The sequence below is a fragment of the Thiogranum sp. genome, from assembly GCF_058323355.1.
Genome location: NZ_JBTTIO010000075.1, coordinates 1 through 15,128 on the forward strand (window position 1 = coordinate 1; position 15,128 = coordinate 15,128).

Consider the following 15,128-nt stretch of genomic DNA (forward strand, 5'->3'; position numbering starts at 1 on the left):
CACCAAACCGATTCATTTATGGCACGGAGATGCTGACCGCATTGTACCCTGCTCGCACAGTCGCTATGTGCATTCACGACTGCCGGATGCCGAGCTTTCCATCCTGCCTGATGAAGGACATTTTTCACTTCCCATTGTGCACGCGCGGGCTATTCTGACAACGCTCGCAGGAAGCTGAGCTGGATACATGACAGAATCCCGTACATGACAAAAACCGCCACACAAAAGAAGATCGGTATTGCTCTGGGCGCCGGTGGTGCAAAAGGACTCGCGCACATCATGATGCTGGAAGCCCTCGATGAAATGGGTGTTCGTCCACACATGATCAGTGGCAGCAGCATGGGGGCTATTATAGGCGCCCTCTACGCGTCCGGTCTGAGCGGGAAAGCGATTCGGCAATTTATCGACAAACTGGTGATAAACCATAACGAGTCGTGGACGACGGCGTTATTCCGCAAGGATCTTGTAAAATGGATCGACTTCATTGCACCGGAGCTGGGCAGTGGCGGACTGATCGACGGGGAGCGCTTTATTCGCTACCTGCACACTGCAATCCGTGGTTCACATTTTCACGAACTCAACATCCTGCTCAAGGTGGTCGCCGCTGATTTCTGGAGGCGTGAACAGGTTGTGATTGAATCCGGCAACCTGCTGACAGCACTCAAGGCAACCATGGCCATTCCCGGTCTGTTTGCGCCCGTGCCCGTGGATGACCGTGTGCTGGTCGATGGCGGCACGGTCAACCCGGTTCCCTATGACCTGTTACTCGACGCGTGTGACATTACGATTGCCATCGATGTTTCAGGCCTGTCTTCAAGACAAAATCACGAAGTGCCATCCTTCTTTGACGCTATTTTCAGCAGCGTACACATCATGCAGCACACCATTCTTTCAGAGAAGATGAAACAGCGGCGCCCGGATATCTACATCAAGCCCCCCATTACAAACATCCGGATGCTGGATTTTATCAGCGTGGATACCATCTATAAGCAGACGGCCTCCGCAAAAGCCCGGTTGAAACAGGAACTGGAAAAGTTACTGTTTTAAATCGCCGGGCAGCTGACGGGTTCGCAGGGCCAGGCTTCCCGATTCACGCTGCCCGATTTTATGTCTTCCAGCGAATCCTGCAGGTTGCTGTCGTCAGGGGCAATCTGTAAAGCGCACTGCAATGCCGCTTTGGCCTGAGCCACACAACCCTTCTCACGCAAGGCGTAAGCCAGGTTATTCCACGCCCTTGTGTCGGTTGGTGCAACCCGCGTTGCAGCCAGAAAATCGGCTACGGCCTCGTCAAACTGTTTTTCCGCATACGCCATATTGCCTGACATCAGCCACACCCTGACCTCCCGGGGCCAGCGTTTTGCTGCCGCACGATAAGCCCTGGCGGCCTGTTCCGGCAAACCGGTTTCTTCAAACGCGTGGGCCGTCTCAAGATATGAGGAAAGCCTGGCAGTCGCCGGCATTTCACCGGCAGGCAGTGTAACAAGCGCCCAGCTACCGGCCCGCTGCCAGGTGCGCAGGAATACCGCGAACGACGTTATTCGCTGCCTGATCGTTCCTGATCGCAGTACCAGCGTTTTACTGTCGAGGTCATAACCCGCCACCACGGCGTAGTGCCAGCGCGGTATGGCATCCAGCCCCAGGTTCTGCAACACCAGCACGGGGTGACCTGCTACCACTTCCTGCAACAAGTGACTGAACGAGGGCTCCAGTACATAAGGCAAGAGCCGGTAGCTGCGGGCAGTGGCGATCATCTCAATTTGCAGGCTGCCTTTACGGCCGGGCAGATAAACCTGCGGGGACAGGGCGGCGGGTGAAATTTCAATGCCCTGTGCCTGTAACACGGTTGCCAGTGCAGCCGGGCCACACTGGTAGTCGGTCTGCGGGAAGAACGGCGTAGCGTCCAGCATCACCTTACGGGGCAGTGTTTCCTCCAGCTTGCCGGAAAGCGCTGCCCCGTACGGTGAAACAGCACAGCCGCCAAGGCTGAGCAGACAGACCCATCCTGCCTGCAAAACCTGGACGGGTGTCATTTAATTCTGCTGATTGACAGGATGGATGAAGGGGAAAATGTCAGTCGCACCGATAACATCTGTGATCACGAAGACAAGAAATACCAGTACCAGCAGCTCTACGACACCGCTGCCGGCGGGCGCATCGGCAATCTGCCGGTTCAGCTGCGCCACCTCTGCATCACTGAGTTGCCGGATACGTTGTTCCACGGCTTCGGGCTGTACACCCATCGACAGAAATTGTTCACGCACTTCGCTGCGCTGCAGTTGCTGGATGAGCGCCTGGCGTTCCGTACCCTGCGCCATAATTGCCGCGTTGCCAAACATGCCCGCCGTGGCGCTACCGATGGACATGTTAATCAAGAAAATACTTAATATAAGATGCGTAACCCTATGGCCAATCTTCATTTTCTACTATCTCCCGGTTCCCGCCGGAATGGCGGTTGCGGGAATAAGCTTAGCCGGATTGGCGCCTGTGTGCTACACCACACTACACGACACATCTCCATCACCCATTCCGGCAAGCTCACCTGTTTCATTGCCATGAATGCGATACCATTCCTCACAGGCCTGACGGGCCGTATCCAGATTACGGAAGGTAAACAGATACAAACCATCTTGCGTCATCAGGGTGGCCTTTCCATCAGGTAGTTCCCGAATATAGAATTCCATGATACTGACTCCTCCCGGTTCCGGGTCACATGATCCAGACATGAGAGTCGCTGATTTATATGACCTGTGTATGACAGTGCGGTGAATAATCCGTGTACAGGTGCTACAGTCACTCCGACAGTGAATACGGTGAAAGACAAGGCATCAGGATGACAGACAACGAGACAGGCCCGCGTGGTGAAGTCCTGCTGCGCACTCTGGCCATGCCATCAGACACCAATCCCAACGGTGACATCTTTGGCGGCTGGATCATGTCGCAAATGGATATTGGCGGCGGCATCCTCGCCAAGGAAACCGCGCAGGGGCGTATCGTCACCGTCGCCGTGGACTCCATCAAGTTCATCAAACCGGTGCAGGTCGGCGATGTGGTGTGCTGCTATGGGGAACTGGTGCGCATTGGCAACACGTCGATTACCATACGGCTGGAAGTCTGGGTCAACCCGGTACTGCGCAAACATCCCGGCGACCCGGAACGTTTCAAGGTAACCGAAGCCACCTTTACCTATGTCGCGGTGGACGACAAGGGCAATAAACGGCAAGTCAGACCGCTGGATGGATAACACCCGTGGTACCACGCCCACTCGATCAATCGCTGGCGCCAGCCGGCGGTGACTGCTGTAACGTCCTGAGTGCCTCCAGCAACTGGTTGCTGTGTTCTGACGGCTTCACCTTGCGCCACACCTGTGCAATGCGCCCGACCGGGTCAATAATGAAGGTATGCCGTTTGGCATAGCGAATGGGGCCGAAACCGCCCAGCGAACCGTAGGCTTTAGCGACTTTTCCGTCCCTGTCGGAAAGCAGCGGGAAGGGTAAATGATATTTCCTCGCAAAGGCTTCGTGACTCTCCGTATCGTCAAGACTCACGCCCAGCACGGCAACATCCAGCTTGCGGAAGGCAGCAAATTCATCCCGCAATGAACAGGCCTCTTTGGTGCAACCGGGTGTGTCATCTTTCGGGTAAAAATACAGCACCAGCCACCGCCCGTGATAATCTGCCAACCGGTGTGACGTCCCCTGCTGATCAATGAGTGAAAAGTCAGGCGCCTGATCCCCCGTGGATAATCCGGCGGCGTTGGCACTGCCCAGCAACGCCATCAGTACAACGCCCCATAACAATCTGTACAACTGTCCAGCCATTCTTCCACCTCTATATCGCCCTCTTTTCCTGCCCGCTATTGCTTAACGCGCGCCGACACCCAACAATAGCCCCGACCTTTGCAAAAAGGAACCCTGGCATGTCACATTCAATTGGACCGACCCTGAGACACCGCTGGCGGCAACTCTCCGCCCTGCCCGGCGGTCGCTGGCTGTTCAGCCGTCTGCTGGGAAGCATGGCGCCCTATACCGGCTCGTTAGGCGCCCGTGTCGAGGAACTGAAACCGGGCTACTGCCGGGTAAAGCTCAAGGACCGGCGCGCTGTGCGTAATCACCTGCGTTCCATTCACGCCATCGCCCTGTGCAACCTGGGTGAAGTCGCTACCGGCCTGGCATTAATGAACAGCCTCCCTGACCAGGCACGCGGCATCCTGGTAAAGATCTGTGCAGACTATCACCACAAGGCGCGCGGCACACTGCAGGCCGAGTGTCACTGTGACATTCCGCCAGACAACCACGAGCGACAGTACGAAGTGCTCGCAACGCTTACCGACACCCGTGGTGAAGCGGTCACGACGGTGACAGCCACCTGGCTGATCGGGCCGGACAAGCCACGGAACGCCGATGCAAACTGAATTCACACGCGCACTGGGTATCGAGGTACCGCTTGTCTGCGGCGCCATGTACCCCTGCTCCAACCCGGAACTGGTCGCCGCAGTCTCGGAGGCCGGTGGCATTGGGATTGTCCAGCCGCTAAGCCTGACCTATGTACACGGTTACGCGTTTCGTGAGGGCTTGCGCTATATCCGCAGCCTGACCGACAAACCGGTGGGCATAAACCTTATTATCGAAAGCAGTTCGGAACGCTACCTGCGCCGTGTGTATGAATGGCTGGATACCGCGCTGGAAGAGGATTTTCGCTTTTTCGTCACCGCACTGGGCAAGCCGGACCGGGTCGTATCACGCGCTGCAACAGTCGGCGCTATTGTTTACCATGATGTCACTGAACGCCGCTGGGCAGAAAAAGCGCTGGATGCGGGTGTGGACGGTTTTATCTGTGTAAACAATCGTGCCGGTGGACATGCAGGTACCCTCTCGCCTGAACAATTACTGGATGAAATCGGCCCACTCGGAAAACCGATGATCTGTGCCGGCGGCATCGGAACCCCTGAGCAGTTCACCGACATGCTGCACAAGGGCTATGCCGGTGCGCAGCTCGGCACCCGCTTTATTGCCAGCAAGGAATGCAGCGCCCATGAAGACTACAAGCGCGCTATCCTCAAGGCACACGAAGATGACATTGTATTAACCGACAAGATATCCGGTGTGCCGGTATCCGTGATTAAAACACCCTATATCGAACGCATCGGGACACGTGCGGGTCCACTGGCGAAACGCCTGTTGCGCAACCCGAAAACCAAACACTGGATGCGAATGTTCTACACACTGCAATCCATCTGGTCATTGAAACGCGCGTCGCTGCATGGCCTGAACTACAAGGATTTTTTCCAGGCGGGAAAGAGTGTTGAAGGTATTACGGAAATACAGTCAGTAAAGGATATCGTGACGGAATTTTCCCGCGAGCAACCCGTGTCTCACCCGGGTTGACCTCTGCCATCGCCACCGCACCCGTCTTGAGTACGTCTCTTCTTTTTCGCCATTTTCCCCTCCGGTCAAGACAAAACAAAAAACTTCTTTTGAACTTATCGGTAAACAGATGAGTCACACTGGCTAATACTCAGTTGCACAACCAAATTCATGCAGGAGGAGGACTGTATGGCACACCCGGCTGAAAATACATCGCTATTGTCACTCCCTGCGCTCGCGAAACTGATTGAAAACATTCCATCAAGTCAATATGCGGCCGGCGAAACCTTATTCACGGCGGGCGAGCCCTGTAACAGCCTGCCCGTTATCGAATCCGGAAATGCCCGGGTGTATGCCAGCAGTAACAATGGGCGGCAAGTTACACTCTACAGGCTCCAGACAGGTGCTATCTGTCCGGTATCACTTTCCAGCTTATTGAAAAATAATAACTATCCAGCCACAGCCAGCGCTGAGACCGATATACAGGTTCGCCACCTGCCAGCTGAGCCACTGAAAACAGCTGTCACCGAAACACCCGAGATATTCAGCGTTTTTCTCGACACATTCGCCAGTTGTTTATATGACTCAGTGTGCACAGCCCACCGGCTGATGTTCGAGCCGCTGGATGTGCGGCTGGCAAATCTACTCAACGAGAGGCTCACCGAAAGCCCTGATCAAACAATGAATTTCACACACGAGGATATCGCCAGGGAAATCGGCACGACCCGTGTTGTCGTCAGTCGCCTGTTGAAAAAACTTGAGCATGCAAACTGTATTCGCATGTACCGTAAAAAGATCATTCTGCATAACGCCAGGTCTCTGGAGGCGCTGGTCAATAATGCCTTTCAGACAGGCAGTCCTGCCTGAACAGTATGTATCTTTAGCTGCGTAGAGAGTAAGATAGCACTCAGCTGGCTTGCCGGTTCTGGACGACTTATAAATTTAATCGAATAAAAGTCACATAAGAATCATCGTTAGAACTTTAAGACAGCAGACCAGCGTTTGCTTCTTACATACCAAGGGGGCTCTGATTAATTCGTCATTCCGGCGCAGGCCGGAGTCCAGAACATTCAACACCCTGGATCCCGGCCTGCGCCGGAATGACGAATTAATCAGACTCTCCCTAAAGAATGATGAAATAAATACCATGCGGCTGGAATAACAGGGCCGCTGTGGCGTCACGCCACATATAAAGAGACAGCGCCGTGAAATGCGTTCAGTCCGTATTAAAAACAAGAACACCGGGTAGGAGGGCATACCAATGCGCCATGAAGAAAGCGCATTTTTGACCACTAACACAGCCACGGCACTGTTCAGCGAACTGCCTGAACTGGCAGCTATTGGCGACGAAACGTGGCGGGAAGCACTCGGCGTTTCACAGGTAGTCGGCTTTCCAGCGGGTACAAAACTGATTGAATGCGGTAATTCAGCGGACAAGTTCGTTATTGTCCTGCAGGGTGTCGTGAAGGTATATGAAACCTGTGAGAATGGCCGTGAGATCAGCCTTTACCGTGTACACAGCGGACAGGTCTGCGTTCTGACACTAACGCGCCTGTTACTGAGATCAAACCAGTGCGCGCAGGCTGTTGCAGAAAAAGATGTTCGCCTGCTGGCCATGCCCCCCGAGTATTTCGAACGACTGCTGGCGGAATCCGAAGCCTTCAGAGGTTTTCTGATGACCTCCATGGCACATTGCATTACCGATGTCATGCAACTGACCGCCCAGATCAGTTTCAGGCATCTTGACCTCCGCCTTGCGCAACTCGTGCGCAAACTGTACAGGCAGGCAGAAAACAGCAAAATCTGCTGTACTCACCAGACTATCGCCAACGAACTGGGCACGACCCGTGAGGTCGTCAGCCGCCTGCTGAAAGACCTTGAGCGGTCCGGTCACATCAAGCTCAACCGTGGCAGCATCGAAATACTGAATACGGACAGGCTCGAACAGCTCTGCCTGGGCTGAGCAGCCCACACCTAAACTGACAACCGCAGTTGATTTTTCACCCTATTGAGTTCTTCGATAACTAAAGGTTCTGCAGGTTGCCAAGCTTGCCTTATCGATATTAGAATTGACCGTGGTCGCATGTGATGGGTTGCAGGACACAGCGATTTCGTTCACTGATCCACCAGAGGTTACAGTTTCATGGCTACAGGCACAGTTAAATGGTTCAACGAGTCGAAAGGCTTTGGTTTCATCGCACCTTCAGACGGCAGCGACGACGTGTTCGTGCATTTTTCGTCGATTCAGGGAGATGGTTTCAAGACATTGGCGGAAGGACAATCTGTCAGTTTCGATACCGAGCAGGGTCCAAAAGGGCTACAGGCAACAAACGTTACACCACAGTAACACCGTAACAACATACCAGAGCAGAGCCGGCGAAGATCGGCAATAAAGCGGGCAACAGTGCCAACCTCTGGCCGCTGGACGGGCCGCACGTGCAGTATCTACCGAGTGAACAGGATTCACACGGTCTGGTCAGACTGTGTTCCGGAAATACGCTCAGCACGTCATAATGTCACAGTGAACACCACAGCGATGCAGTTCACGCAGAATAGCCATAGGCGTAATACCGGTTTCCTCATATTCAACCAGCATGTCATGTGGCAGACGTGCGTTCACTTCTACATCACTGACGGCATCCAGACGCTGTAGATCATCCTTTAGCGAAATCAGTGCCTGCTCGTCGAGATTCTCATCGATATGGATGTAAATGGTGTGCATCAGAAACCTCCATGGATAATTAAAGCGCCGTTTCAACTACGCCTGTTTATGACTTTAGTCGGCTTTCAACAAACGTCCAGCATGCACACAGAATGGCGTAGCCAGAAGGCAACACCCTGTTATCCGTTATTTCAGTACGTTAGCCGGGGCAGACCATGAACTGTCTCCACAGCCCTACACTTGACGCCTATACGTATTACACGACTTTACATGAAGTATGCACCCTTATTTATTGTAACAAATAGTATTTTCTGGAATATCCGAAGGATGGCATATAGCTTGCTCCTGGTCATGGCGCAGTTAAACCTAACCGAGGAGAAATAACATGAAGAAACTGATTATCATCGCAGCCGTGGGTTTAGGCATTCCCTTCCTGGCACAGGCCGAAAATGCCGCCCTGTTGAGCAAGGAAAGCAGTAGTACAACACCGGCCTTCGAGGCCGTCGACGCAGACAAGGATGGCAAGATTACCCGTCAGGAAGCCAGCGCATTCTCGGCACTGGAAGTCACCTTCGACAGCGCCGACACCAACAAGGATGGTACGCTGGATGCGGATGAGCTGGCCCGCTCCCGTCAGGCTGACGACAGCAAGTAATAAATCTCCACCAGGTGTATACCAGCCCGGTATTTTCGGGCTGGTTACGCTGCCCCGCCAAACCAGAACCCCGCATCCTTTTCCAGGAACTCGTAATACGGCATGTAGTGTGAACCGTCGCACGAGAAGGTCAGGCTGATCAGCCCGTTGAAAATATTGATTGAGGCCGCACGCAGGTAGATGGTGTCATCGGCAAAACGCAATGCCTTCAACCCACGCAAGATCGAGCCGATTTTATCCGCCGGTATCTCGGCGTCATCCGGGTAGGGTCGACGCGGGTAAGCAAGACAGATATCAGGGTCCGACAGCGCATCGCTTTGTAATATCCGGTAACGGAACGGGTCATCAACGGTCCATACGGTCACGCGACTGCTGGAAAAATGGAACACCCCCTGGAACACGCCACGCTCTACGATCAATTCTTCCAGTATCGCCATGGCCTGGTCGATATGCTGGTCAAATACGCTATCGATACGCGTCTGCTGGAATACCGTGCCACGTATCGCCGGGTCACCCTTGATCTGCTGCCACTTGCCCTGCTCGACATAGAGGTCACCCTGCGTAGGCAGGTCACGCAAGTCAAAATCCGCACCCAGATAACCGACCGGTTCGCCCTCGCGATACAGCGTCTGTAATGCCGTAATCGACGGGCGATGCGCTGACAACGAGATGTAAGCCTCGGACAGGACAAAATCCTGTTCGGGATTTGCCTCTTTCATATACGGGCGTGGTGACCGGTCCCGGCCAAAATGTTCGGGCATACGCCCTTTGCGCCCGACATTGTCGGACAACTGAACACCCTTGATATCGACCACGTAGAGATAGGTGCAGTTGGGAATGCTGTCGAAATGCGCTTCCAGAACCCGTGTCAACGCTTCCCGGTCTGGCCAGGCTTTCTGGCACTCGGCCGCCACCCGCCGCAGCGGGTTGACCAGCAGTTCAAACAGCGACGATCGTTGCTTACGGATACTCTCCTTCCAGGACGAAACGTCAGTCATCAGCTTTCCAGCAGTCTGGGAATGAGTTCAACAAAATTGCACGGCCGGGTACGGTAATCCAGCTGTGGCTCTATCAGCTTGTCCCACGCCGTGCGGCAGGCGCCACTGGAACCCGGCACACAGAAAATCAGCGTACCGTTGGCAACGCCTCCGAGGGCACGGGACTGGATGGTAGAGGTGTGGATTTCATCCCAGGAGATCATGCGAAATATTTCACCAAAACCGTCGAGCTTTTTATCGAGCAGAATTTCAATGGCTTCCGGCGTGCCGTCACGCCCCGTTATACCGGTGCCGCCGGTTGAAATAACCACATCAATCGCAGGATCGGCAATCCAGGCGGAAACCACCGCGCGCAGCTGGTACATATCGTCCCTGACGATGCGCTTGTCCGCCAACTGATGCCCGGCCTTCTCCAGACGTTCAACCAGCGTTTTTCCGGAAGTATCATTTTCCTCGGTGCGTGAATCCGACACCGTCAGCACAGCAATATTAAGTGGTTTGAATACGCGCTTTTCCGACATGACTGTTCTCGATTCCGGTTGATTAATAATCTACTTCTAATATTCTAATGAAACCTGGATGAATTACCATGTACATGTCATGACGGTATGGGTTGCAGCAGAATCACTTATGGTAGACTGCCGCCCGACAAACCGGATAGTCTGAACAAATACACCATGCCGCACGCCCTATCGATCAATAACCTTAGAAAAACCTACGGGAATAACTTTGAAGCACTGAAAGGCATCAGTCTCAGCGTTGAAGAAGGTGATTTCTTTGCCCTGCTCGGCGCCAACGGTGCCGGCAAGTCCACCATGATCGGCATCATCAGTTCACTGGTGACCAAGACGTCGGGACATGTGGAGATTTTCGGGCAGAACATCGACAGCAACTTCTCTGCCGCCAAGCGACTCATCGGACTGGTACCGCAGGAATTCAACTTTAACGTCTTCGAGCCGGTTGAAGAGATTCTGGTCAACCAGGCCGGTTATTTCGGCATCCCGCGCAAGATCGGCTTCGAGCGTGCGGAAGAATTCCTCACCCAGCTCGGGCTGTGGGACAAACGCCGCGACCAGGCACGGGAGCTTTCCGGTGGCATGAAGCGCCGTCTGATGATTGCACGCGCCCTGGTACACCGCCCGAAACTGCTGATCCTCGACGAACCCACGGCAGGTGTCGACATCGAGATACGCCGTTCGATGTGGACGTTTATGCGCGAGCTGAACCGTAACGGCACCACCATCATCCTGACCACCCATTACCTGGAGGAAGCCGAGAACCTTTGCCGCAACATTGCCATTATCGATGAAGGCAGACTGGTCGAACATACCAGCATGAAGCACCTGCTGACCCAGCTCCAGACCGAGGTCTTCGTGCTCGACCTGAAATCACCGCTCAAGGCACTGCCCGAAGCCATGCCGGAGTGTATGCGCCAGGTCGATGAAACGACGCTGGAAGTGAAAATCTCACACGACGAGAGCATCAATTACCTGTTTACCCTGTTGTCCGAACATGGCATTGAAGTCCTCAGCATGCGCAACAAGACCAATCGCCTGGAACAGTTGTTCATGAATATCGTCACACAGGATTCCGCGGCATGACGCTGAAAGAACAGTGCATTGCCTTTGAAACCATCCTGATCAAGGAGGTACTGCGTTTTTCGCGTATCTGGGTACAGACCATCGTGCCACCGGTGATCACCATGTCACTGTACTTCGTGATCTTCGGTAACCTGATCGGCTCACAGATCGGCGATATGGACGGTTTTCGCTACATGGACTATATCGTCCCCGGCCTGATCATGATGGCCGTGATCAACAACTCCTATGCCAACGTGGTGTCGTCCTTCTATGGTTGCAAGTTCCACCACCACATCGAGGAGATGCTGGTGTCTCCCCTGCCCAACTATCTGATTATTGCCGGCTTCGTGACAGGGGGTATTGCGCGTGGGCTGGCGGTCGGGCTGGCGGTCACACTGGTTTCGATGTTGTTCACGGATCTGAGCTGGCACAACCTCGCCGTCGTCATCACCACCGTGGTGCTGACCTCCGCAGTGTTTGCCCTGGCAGGGCTGATCAACGGTATTTTCGCCAAAAGCTTCGATGACATCTCGATTGTGCCAACCTTTGTGCTGACACCGCTCACCTACCTCGGTGGCGTGTTCTACACCATCAGCATGCTTCCGGACTTCTGGCAGGACGTATCGAAGCTGAACCCGATCCTGTACATGGTGAATGCGTTCCGCTATGGCTTCCTTGGTGTATCGGATATCAGCCTGTTGGCCTCCTACACCATCATCGGCGCCTTCATCATCGTGCTGTACAGCTACGCGCTGTACCTGATGAACACCGGTTACGGCATTCGCCGCTAGTCTTTCAACCAGCCTTCCAGCGCGTCGATAATGGCACGCGCCTGGTCAGGGCTGGAGATATTGAACCTGGACTTCTGCTGGTACTGGCCGTTGCGCTTCTGGTAGCGGCGGATGGTGTACTTGTCCTTGCTGTAGGCTTCCTTGCGGCGGTCCCAGTCCTGGTAGCGATAGATAATGGTCGACCAGGCACCCCTGGTCAGTACCTTCTTGTCCAGCTCCTTTACGGTAACCAGGCCGTCTTCTTCATACTGGACGGTCAGTTCATCAATTTCCGAGGACACTCAGTTTCTCCCGTGTTTTTCAGTAATGGGCTGATCGTCAGCCAGCCTGTCAATGCTGACGTGCCTGTTGCTGACAGAGACTAGCCGTTGACCATCACGCAATGCAAGCAGTACTTCGCCGGCTATCTCACGCCGCCAACCGCTCAGTAAACGCGTCTCTTCACCGCGTATCAAGGCAATCAGGTCTTTCCTGGCAGCGATGAGGGCACTGTTTATTGCGTGCTGTCCGGCCAGTAAACGCAGTTGCGCGTGGAGAATATCGGCCAGTGCCTCCTCCTGCACAGTGGGGCGCTCACGGCGTCCCCGCGCCTGTAGCGGCCGGGGTTCCTGACCGGCACCTGTGGCAACCAGCTCAAGCAGCTTGTTGCCGTATCGTTCTACGGTTTTCGGCGGGATGCCCCGGATACCGGACAACTTTTCCAGCGTCTGTGGCGCCAGGCGGGCGATATCCAGCATGATCTCGTCCTTGATAATCCAGTTACGCGGCAGGTCTTTTTCCTGTGCCCGTTGTTCCCGCCAGCAGGCCAGCTGCTGGACGATGGACAAGGCTTTGGGACGAAGCTTTTCAAGACCGCGGATGCGTTTCCAGGCATCGGGTGGATCGCCCTGGTAACGCTCCAGCTGTTCATAGGGCGAGAACTCCGCCTCCAGCCAGGCCAACCTGCCCTGCCCGGCAAGGCGATCCCTGACGCCGGGATAGGCTTCGGCAAGGTAACGCACATCGTCAGCAGCATATTCCAGTTGCTCACGGGACAGGGGGCGCCGTGACCAGTCGGCGCGGGCGTGTGCCTTTTCCAGCGAGACCCCCAGTATTTCATTAATAAAGTTGCCGTAACCGATCTGCTCGGCAAGACCCAGTAACGGGGCCGCCAGCTGGGTATCGAATATTGGTGCTGGCACCCTGCCGGTAAGGTTGGCAAATATCTCCTGGTCCTGGGAACAGGCATGCAGCACCTTGGTAATCGAGGTATCGAACAACAGGTCGTACAGCGGCTGCAGGGAATCCAGCGCCAGCGGATCGATACAGGCGCAGCGTTCAGGCACACCCACCTGCACCAGGCACAGCTTCGGGTAGTAGGTTTTTTCGCGGATGAATTCTGTATCCAGTGCGATCCATTCACAGCCCTTGAGTGCAGCACAGAATGCCTCCAGCGCTGCCGGCGTATCGATGTATTCCATCACCGGATGGACACGTTCGGGTTGATGCATCAGCAATCAGTTAACCGGCAGTTTTGCACGCAATGCATCGCGGTCAAACCACCAGGTATCGCCTGCCAGCACATCGACAATCAGCGCCAGGCGTTTGAACAGCTCGGGAACATCATTGAGCTTGTACATCTCGATCCAGGTGTTCAGTGTGTCCTGGTCCTCGATACCTCGCTGGCGTTTGGCCACGCGCGCAATCATCTGCGTCGTCAGAAAGCCAAGGCTTTTCTTCTCCTCGCCTTCCGTGCGCAAGTCAACAATATAGTGCGCCACCATCGCCGCCACGGCCGCCCCGTCTGATTCATCGGGCGTCTCGTCAATCACGTGGTCCAGTAATGCCACCGTCGTCTGCGCCCTGACCGGATAGGTCACCGACAGCCAGATCCCGTGACCCAGGGCACGGATCGAATCCTTGTGGTTACACTGGTAAAGAATATCGGCGGCCTCAACGGCATCCTGCCAGTGCTCGTAGTCGACAAAAACGCTGAACGCCTCACGGGCGTGCGTCCAGGCGTCTTCATTCTGTCCAAGTCCAAGCATCGGCTCGGCGACATCCAGCAAGGCGCGCGCACGATCAACAGGCACACTGTCATCGGGCATGGATTTGAGCCGCTTCCTGGCTTTGGCGAGAACCTGCCGGATTTCCTTAACTGACTCGCCAGGGTCGATTGCCTGTAGCGGTGGGGTATCAACCTTCATTGAATCACTGTCACTCATTGATGAAAAACCTTGCTATAAAAGTGTATTTATGAATTTTGCATTGTATCAGACTTTAGCCAATGCAATGCCTGCCCCCGACCTCATGACGGCCAGTTACCAGGCGTAGCAGGGAATTTCTCGTTGATCAATGCAACCGGTTCACCATTGGCAATAATCCGGTAAGCGCGACTGATAAAGTGGCCATCACTGGTCACTCTGACGGCCTCGGGTAAATTCTGAAGGTGCTCTTTCCCGCACCAGAGCACCTCACGTCGGGTTTCCAGCGCCGTATCGTTCAGTAAACGGCCGATCCCCTCGCCCTGCCGTTCTACACCCTCCCTGACATGTTCCGGCAAACGATCCAGTACGAGAAGAGAAACTGCATAGGTATAAAAGGTTTTGCTGTGCCGGCCTCGTATCAATACCTGGCGCAAGGCGATTGTGGTTCCTTCCGCTGCATCCAGCCAGGGATGCGGCCGGGACAACTGGCGCTGATCCTGGGCCAGACGAATGATATCCAATGGCTCCAGCGTATAGGCCTCGATGAATTTGGTGACAGTACCATCCAGCACCAGAAGCGCACGCTGAAACGGTGTCAGCGTATGCAAGTCGAGATCACCCAGCTCGGGAGGCCGGGACGTCTGCGCAGTCATGAAGCCCTTGAGGGGATCGAAAGCACTGGAGAGGTTCATGGCCACACCGGAATCGCCCTAGCCCACCCGGACAGATTCACCTGCCTCATGTTCTTTCTGTCTTGAGCCTTCGTAGACGAATGCCCCGGCGATAATCACCAGGCAGTACGGCGTAAATACATAATAGCTCTCACCGACAAAAAACATCAGGAGCATGCCGAACGACACAATGCTCAAAATAAAGTCACCAAACAATCGCCG

At 54.6% G+C, this 15,128-nt stretch carries 22 protein-coding genes; 10 read left to right on the forward strand and 12 right to left on the reverse strand.

The features are described from left to right. Positions 1-204 precede the first annotated feature (204 nt). Positions 205-1,047 carry a patatin-like phospholipase family protein gene (locus tag ACW81B_RS11355; RefSeq protein ID WP_491580338.1) on the forward strand — a complete coding sequence of 281 codons (843 nt, stop codon included), beginning with the start codon at positions 205-207 and terminating at the stop codon, positions 1,045-1,047. Here ACW81B_RS11355 and ACW81B_RS11360 read toward each other — a convergent pair. The 3 genes from ACW81B_RS11360 to ACW81B_RS11370 all read right to left on the reverse strand — a co-directional run bounded on the left by ACW81B_RS11360 (position 1,044) and on the right by ACW81B_RS11370 (position 2,681). Then, positions 1,044-2,030, reverse strand: coding sequence for a PA2778 family cysteine peptidase (locus ACW81B_RS11360; RefSeq protein WP_491580339.1), 987 nt, complete (start codon positions 2,028-2,030; stop codon positions 1,044-1,046). The two genes, ACW81B_RS11355 and ACW81B_RS11360, sit on opposite strands and share 4 nt — an antisense overlap. After that, the gene (locus ACW81B_RS11365; protein ID WP_491580340.1) at positions 2,031-2,417 is read right to left on the reverse strand and encodes a PA2779 family protein; all 387 of its coding nucleotides are present in this window, start codon (positions 2,415-2,417) and stop codon (positions 2,031-2,033) included. A gap of 72 nt (positions 2,418-2,489) precedes the next feature. After that, a complete protein-coding gene (locus ACW81B_RS11370) occupies positions 2,490-2,681 on the reverse strand; it encodes a hypothetical protein (protein ID WP_491580341.1) in 192 nt (63 codons plus the stop codon). Between the two features lie 149 nt (positions 2,682-2,830). Between ACW81B_RS11370 and yciA the strand changes: the two genes are divergently transcribed. Further along, entirely contained in the window at positions 2,831-3,241 is a 411-nt protein-coding gene (yciA, locus tag ACW81B_RS11375; RefSeq protein ID WP_491580342.1) for an acyl-CoA thioester hydrolase YciA, read from the forward strand. Positions 3,242-3,266: 25 nt separating this feature from the next. Here yciA and ACW81B_RS11380 read toward each other — a convergent pair whose 3' ends face one another. Continuing rightward, positions 3,267-3,818, reverse strand: a complete 552-nt coding sequence (locus tag ACW81B_RS11380; RefSeq protein ID WP_491580343.1) for a peroxiredoxin — start codon at positions 3,816-3,818, stop codon at positions 3,267-3,269. A 98-nt stretch (positions 3,819-3,916) separates the two neighbouring features. Between ACW81B_RS11380 and ACW81B_RS11385 the strand changes: the two genes are divergently transcribed. The 5 genes from ACW81B_RS11385 to ACW81B_RS11405 all read left to right on the forward strand — a co-directional run bounded on the left by ACW81B_RS11385 (position 3,917) and on the right by ACW81B_RS11405 (position 7,710). Continuing rightward, positions 3,917-4,411 carry a hotdog fold domain-containing protein gene (locus tag ACW81B_RS11385; protein WP_491580344.1) on the forward strand — a complete coding sequence of 165 codons (495 nt, stop codon included), beginning with the start codon at positions 3,917-3,919 and terminating at the stop codon, positions 4,409-4,411. Then, positions 4,401-5,384, forward strand: coding sequence for an NAD(P)H-dependent flavin oxidoreductase (locus ACW81B_RS11390; protein ID WP_491580345.1), 984 nt, complete (start codon positions 4,401-4,403; stop codon positions 5,382-5,384). Before ACW81B_RS11385 ends, ACW81B_RS11390 begins: the two co-directional genes overlap by 11 nt. Before the next feature lie 168 nt (positions 5,385-5,552). Beyond that, a complete protein-coding gene (locus tag ACW81B_RS11395) occupies positions 5,553-6,230 on the forward strand; it encodes a Crp/Fnr family transcriptional regulator (protein WP_491580346.1) in 678 nt (225 codons plus the stop codon). 394 nt (positions 6,231-6,624) lie between these two features. Then, positions 6,625-7,326 (forward strand): Crp/Fnr family transcriptional regulator, encoded by a 702-nt coding sequence (locus tag ACW81B_RS11400; RefSeq protein ID WP_491580347.1) that lies wholly within the window; start codon positions 6,625-6,627, stop codon positions 7,324-7,326. A gap of 180 nt (positions 7,327-7,506) precedes the next feature. Beyond that, on the forward strand, positions 7,507-7,710 hold the full coding sequence (locus tag ACW81B_RS11405; protein ID WP_491580348.1) for a cold-shock protein: 204 nt from the start codon (positions 7,507-7,509) through the stop codon (positions 7,708-7,710). 153 nt (positions 7,711-7,863) lie between these two features. Here the strand turns inward: ACW81B_RS11405 and ACW81B_RS11410 are convergent, their stop codons facing one another. Then, positions 7,864-8,085, reverse strand: a complete 222-nt coding sequence (locus ACW81B_RS11410) for a hypothetical protein (RefSeq protein WP_491580349.1) — start codon at positions 8,083-8,085, stop codon at positions 7,864-7,866. A 325-nt stretch (positions 8,086-8,410) separates the two neighbouring features. Here ACW81B_RS11410 and ACW81B_RS11415 point away from each other — a divergent pair, with 325 nt between their 5' ends. Beyond that, on the forward strand, positions 8,411-8,680 hold the full coding sequence (locus tag ACW81B_RS11415) for an EF-hand domain-containing protein (protein WP_491580350.1): 270 nt from the start codon (positions 8,411-8,413) through the stop codon (positions 8,678-8,680). A gap of 44 nt (positions 8,681-8,724) precedes the next feature. Here the strand turns inward: ACW81B_RS11415 and ACW81B_RS11420 are convergent, their stop codons facing one another. Together ACW81B_RS11420 and moaB are read right to left on the reverse strand one after the other, a co-directional pair. Next, entirely contained in the window at positions 8,725-9,678 is a 954-nt protein-coding gene (locus ACW81B_RS11420; RefSeq protein ID WP_491580351.1) for a PDC sensor domain-containing protein, read from the reverse strand. Further along, entirely contained in the window at positions 9,678-10,199 is a 522-nt protein-coding gene (moaB, locus tag ACW81B_RS11425) for a molybdenum cofactor biosynthesis protein B (RefSeq protein WP_491580352.1), read from the reverse strand. The genes ACW81B_RS11420 and moaB overlap by 1 nt, the downstream gene beginning before the upstream one ends. Positions 10,200-10,355: 156 nt before the next feature. Here moaB and ACW81B_RS11430 point away from each other — a divergent pair, with 156 nt between their 5' ends. Next, positions 10,356-11,279 (forward strand): ABC transporter ATP-binding protein, encoded by a 924-nt coding sequence (locus tag ACW81B_RS11430; RefSeq protein ID WP_491580353.1) that lies wholly within the window; start codon positions 10,356-10,358, stop codon positions 11,277-11,279. After that, positions 11,276-12,049, forward strand: coding sequence for an ABC transporter permease (locus ACW81B_RS11435; RefSeq protein ID WP_491580354.1), 774 nt, complete (start codon positions 11,276-11,278; stop codon positions 12,047-12,049). Before ACW81B_RS11430 ends, ACW81B_RS11435 begins: the two co-directional genes overlap by 4 nt. On the opposite strand, the gene ACW81B_RS11440 is transcribed toward ACW81B_RS11435, so the two are convergent. The 5 genes from ACW81B_RS11440 to ACW81B_RS11460 form a co-directional block, all read right to left on the reverse strand. After that, positions 12,046-12,330 carry a hypothetical protein gene (locus ACW81B_RS11440; RefSeq protein ID WP_491580355.1) on the reverse strand — a complete coding sequence of 95 codons (285 nt, stop codon included), beginning with the start codon at positions 12,328-12,330 and terminating at the stop codon, positions 12,046-12,048. The genes ACW81B_RS11435 and ACW81B_RS11440 overlap by 4 nt on opposite strands. Further along, complete coding sequence (gene rnd, locus ACW81B_RS11445) at positions 12,331-13,539, reverse strand: ribonuclease D (RefSeq protein ID WP_491580356.1); 1,209 nt, start codon at positions 13,537-13,539, stop codon at positions 12,331-12,333. 6 nt (positions 13,540-13,545) lie between these two features. Further along, positions 13,546-14,253, reverse strand: coding sequence for a hypothetical protein (locus ACW81B_RS11450; protein ID WP_491580357.1), 708 nt, complete (start codon positions 14,251-14,253; stop codon positions 13,546-13,548). Positions 14,254-14,336: 83 nt separating this feature from the next. Beyond that, entirely contained in the window at positions 14,337-14,927 is a 591-nt protein-coding gene (locus ACW81B_RS11455) for a chorismate--pyruvate lyase family protein (protein ID WP_491580358.1), read from the reverse strand. Between the two features lie 18 nt (positions 14,928-14,945). Then, positions 14,946-15,128: hypothetical protein (locus ACW81B_RS11460; protein ID WP_491580359.1), on the reverse strand; the 183-nt coding region annotated here is incomplete at its 5' end.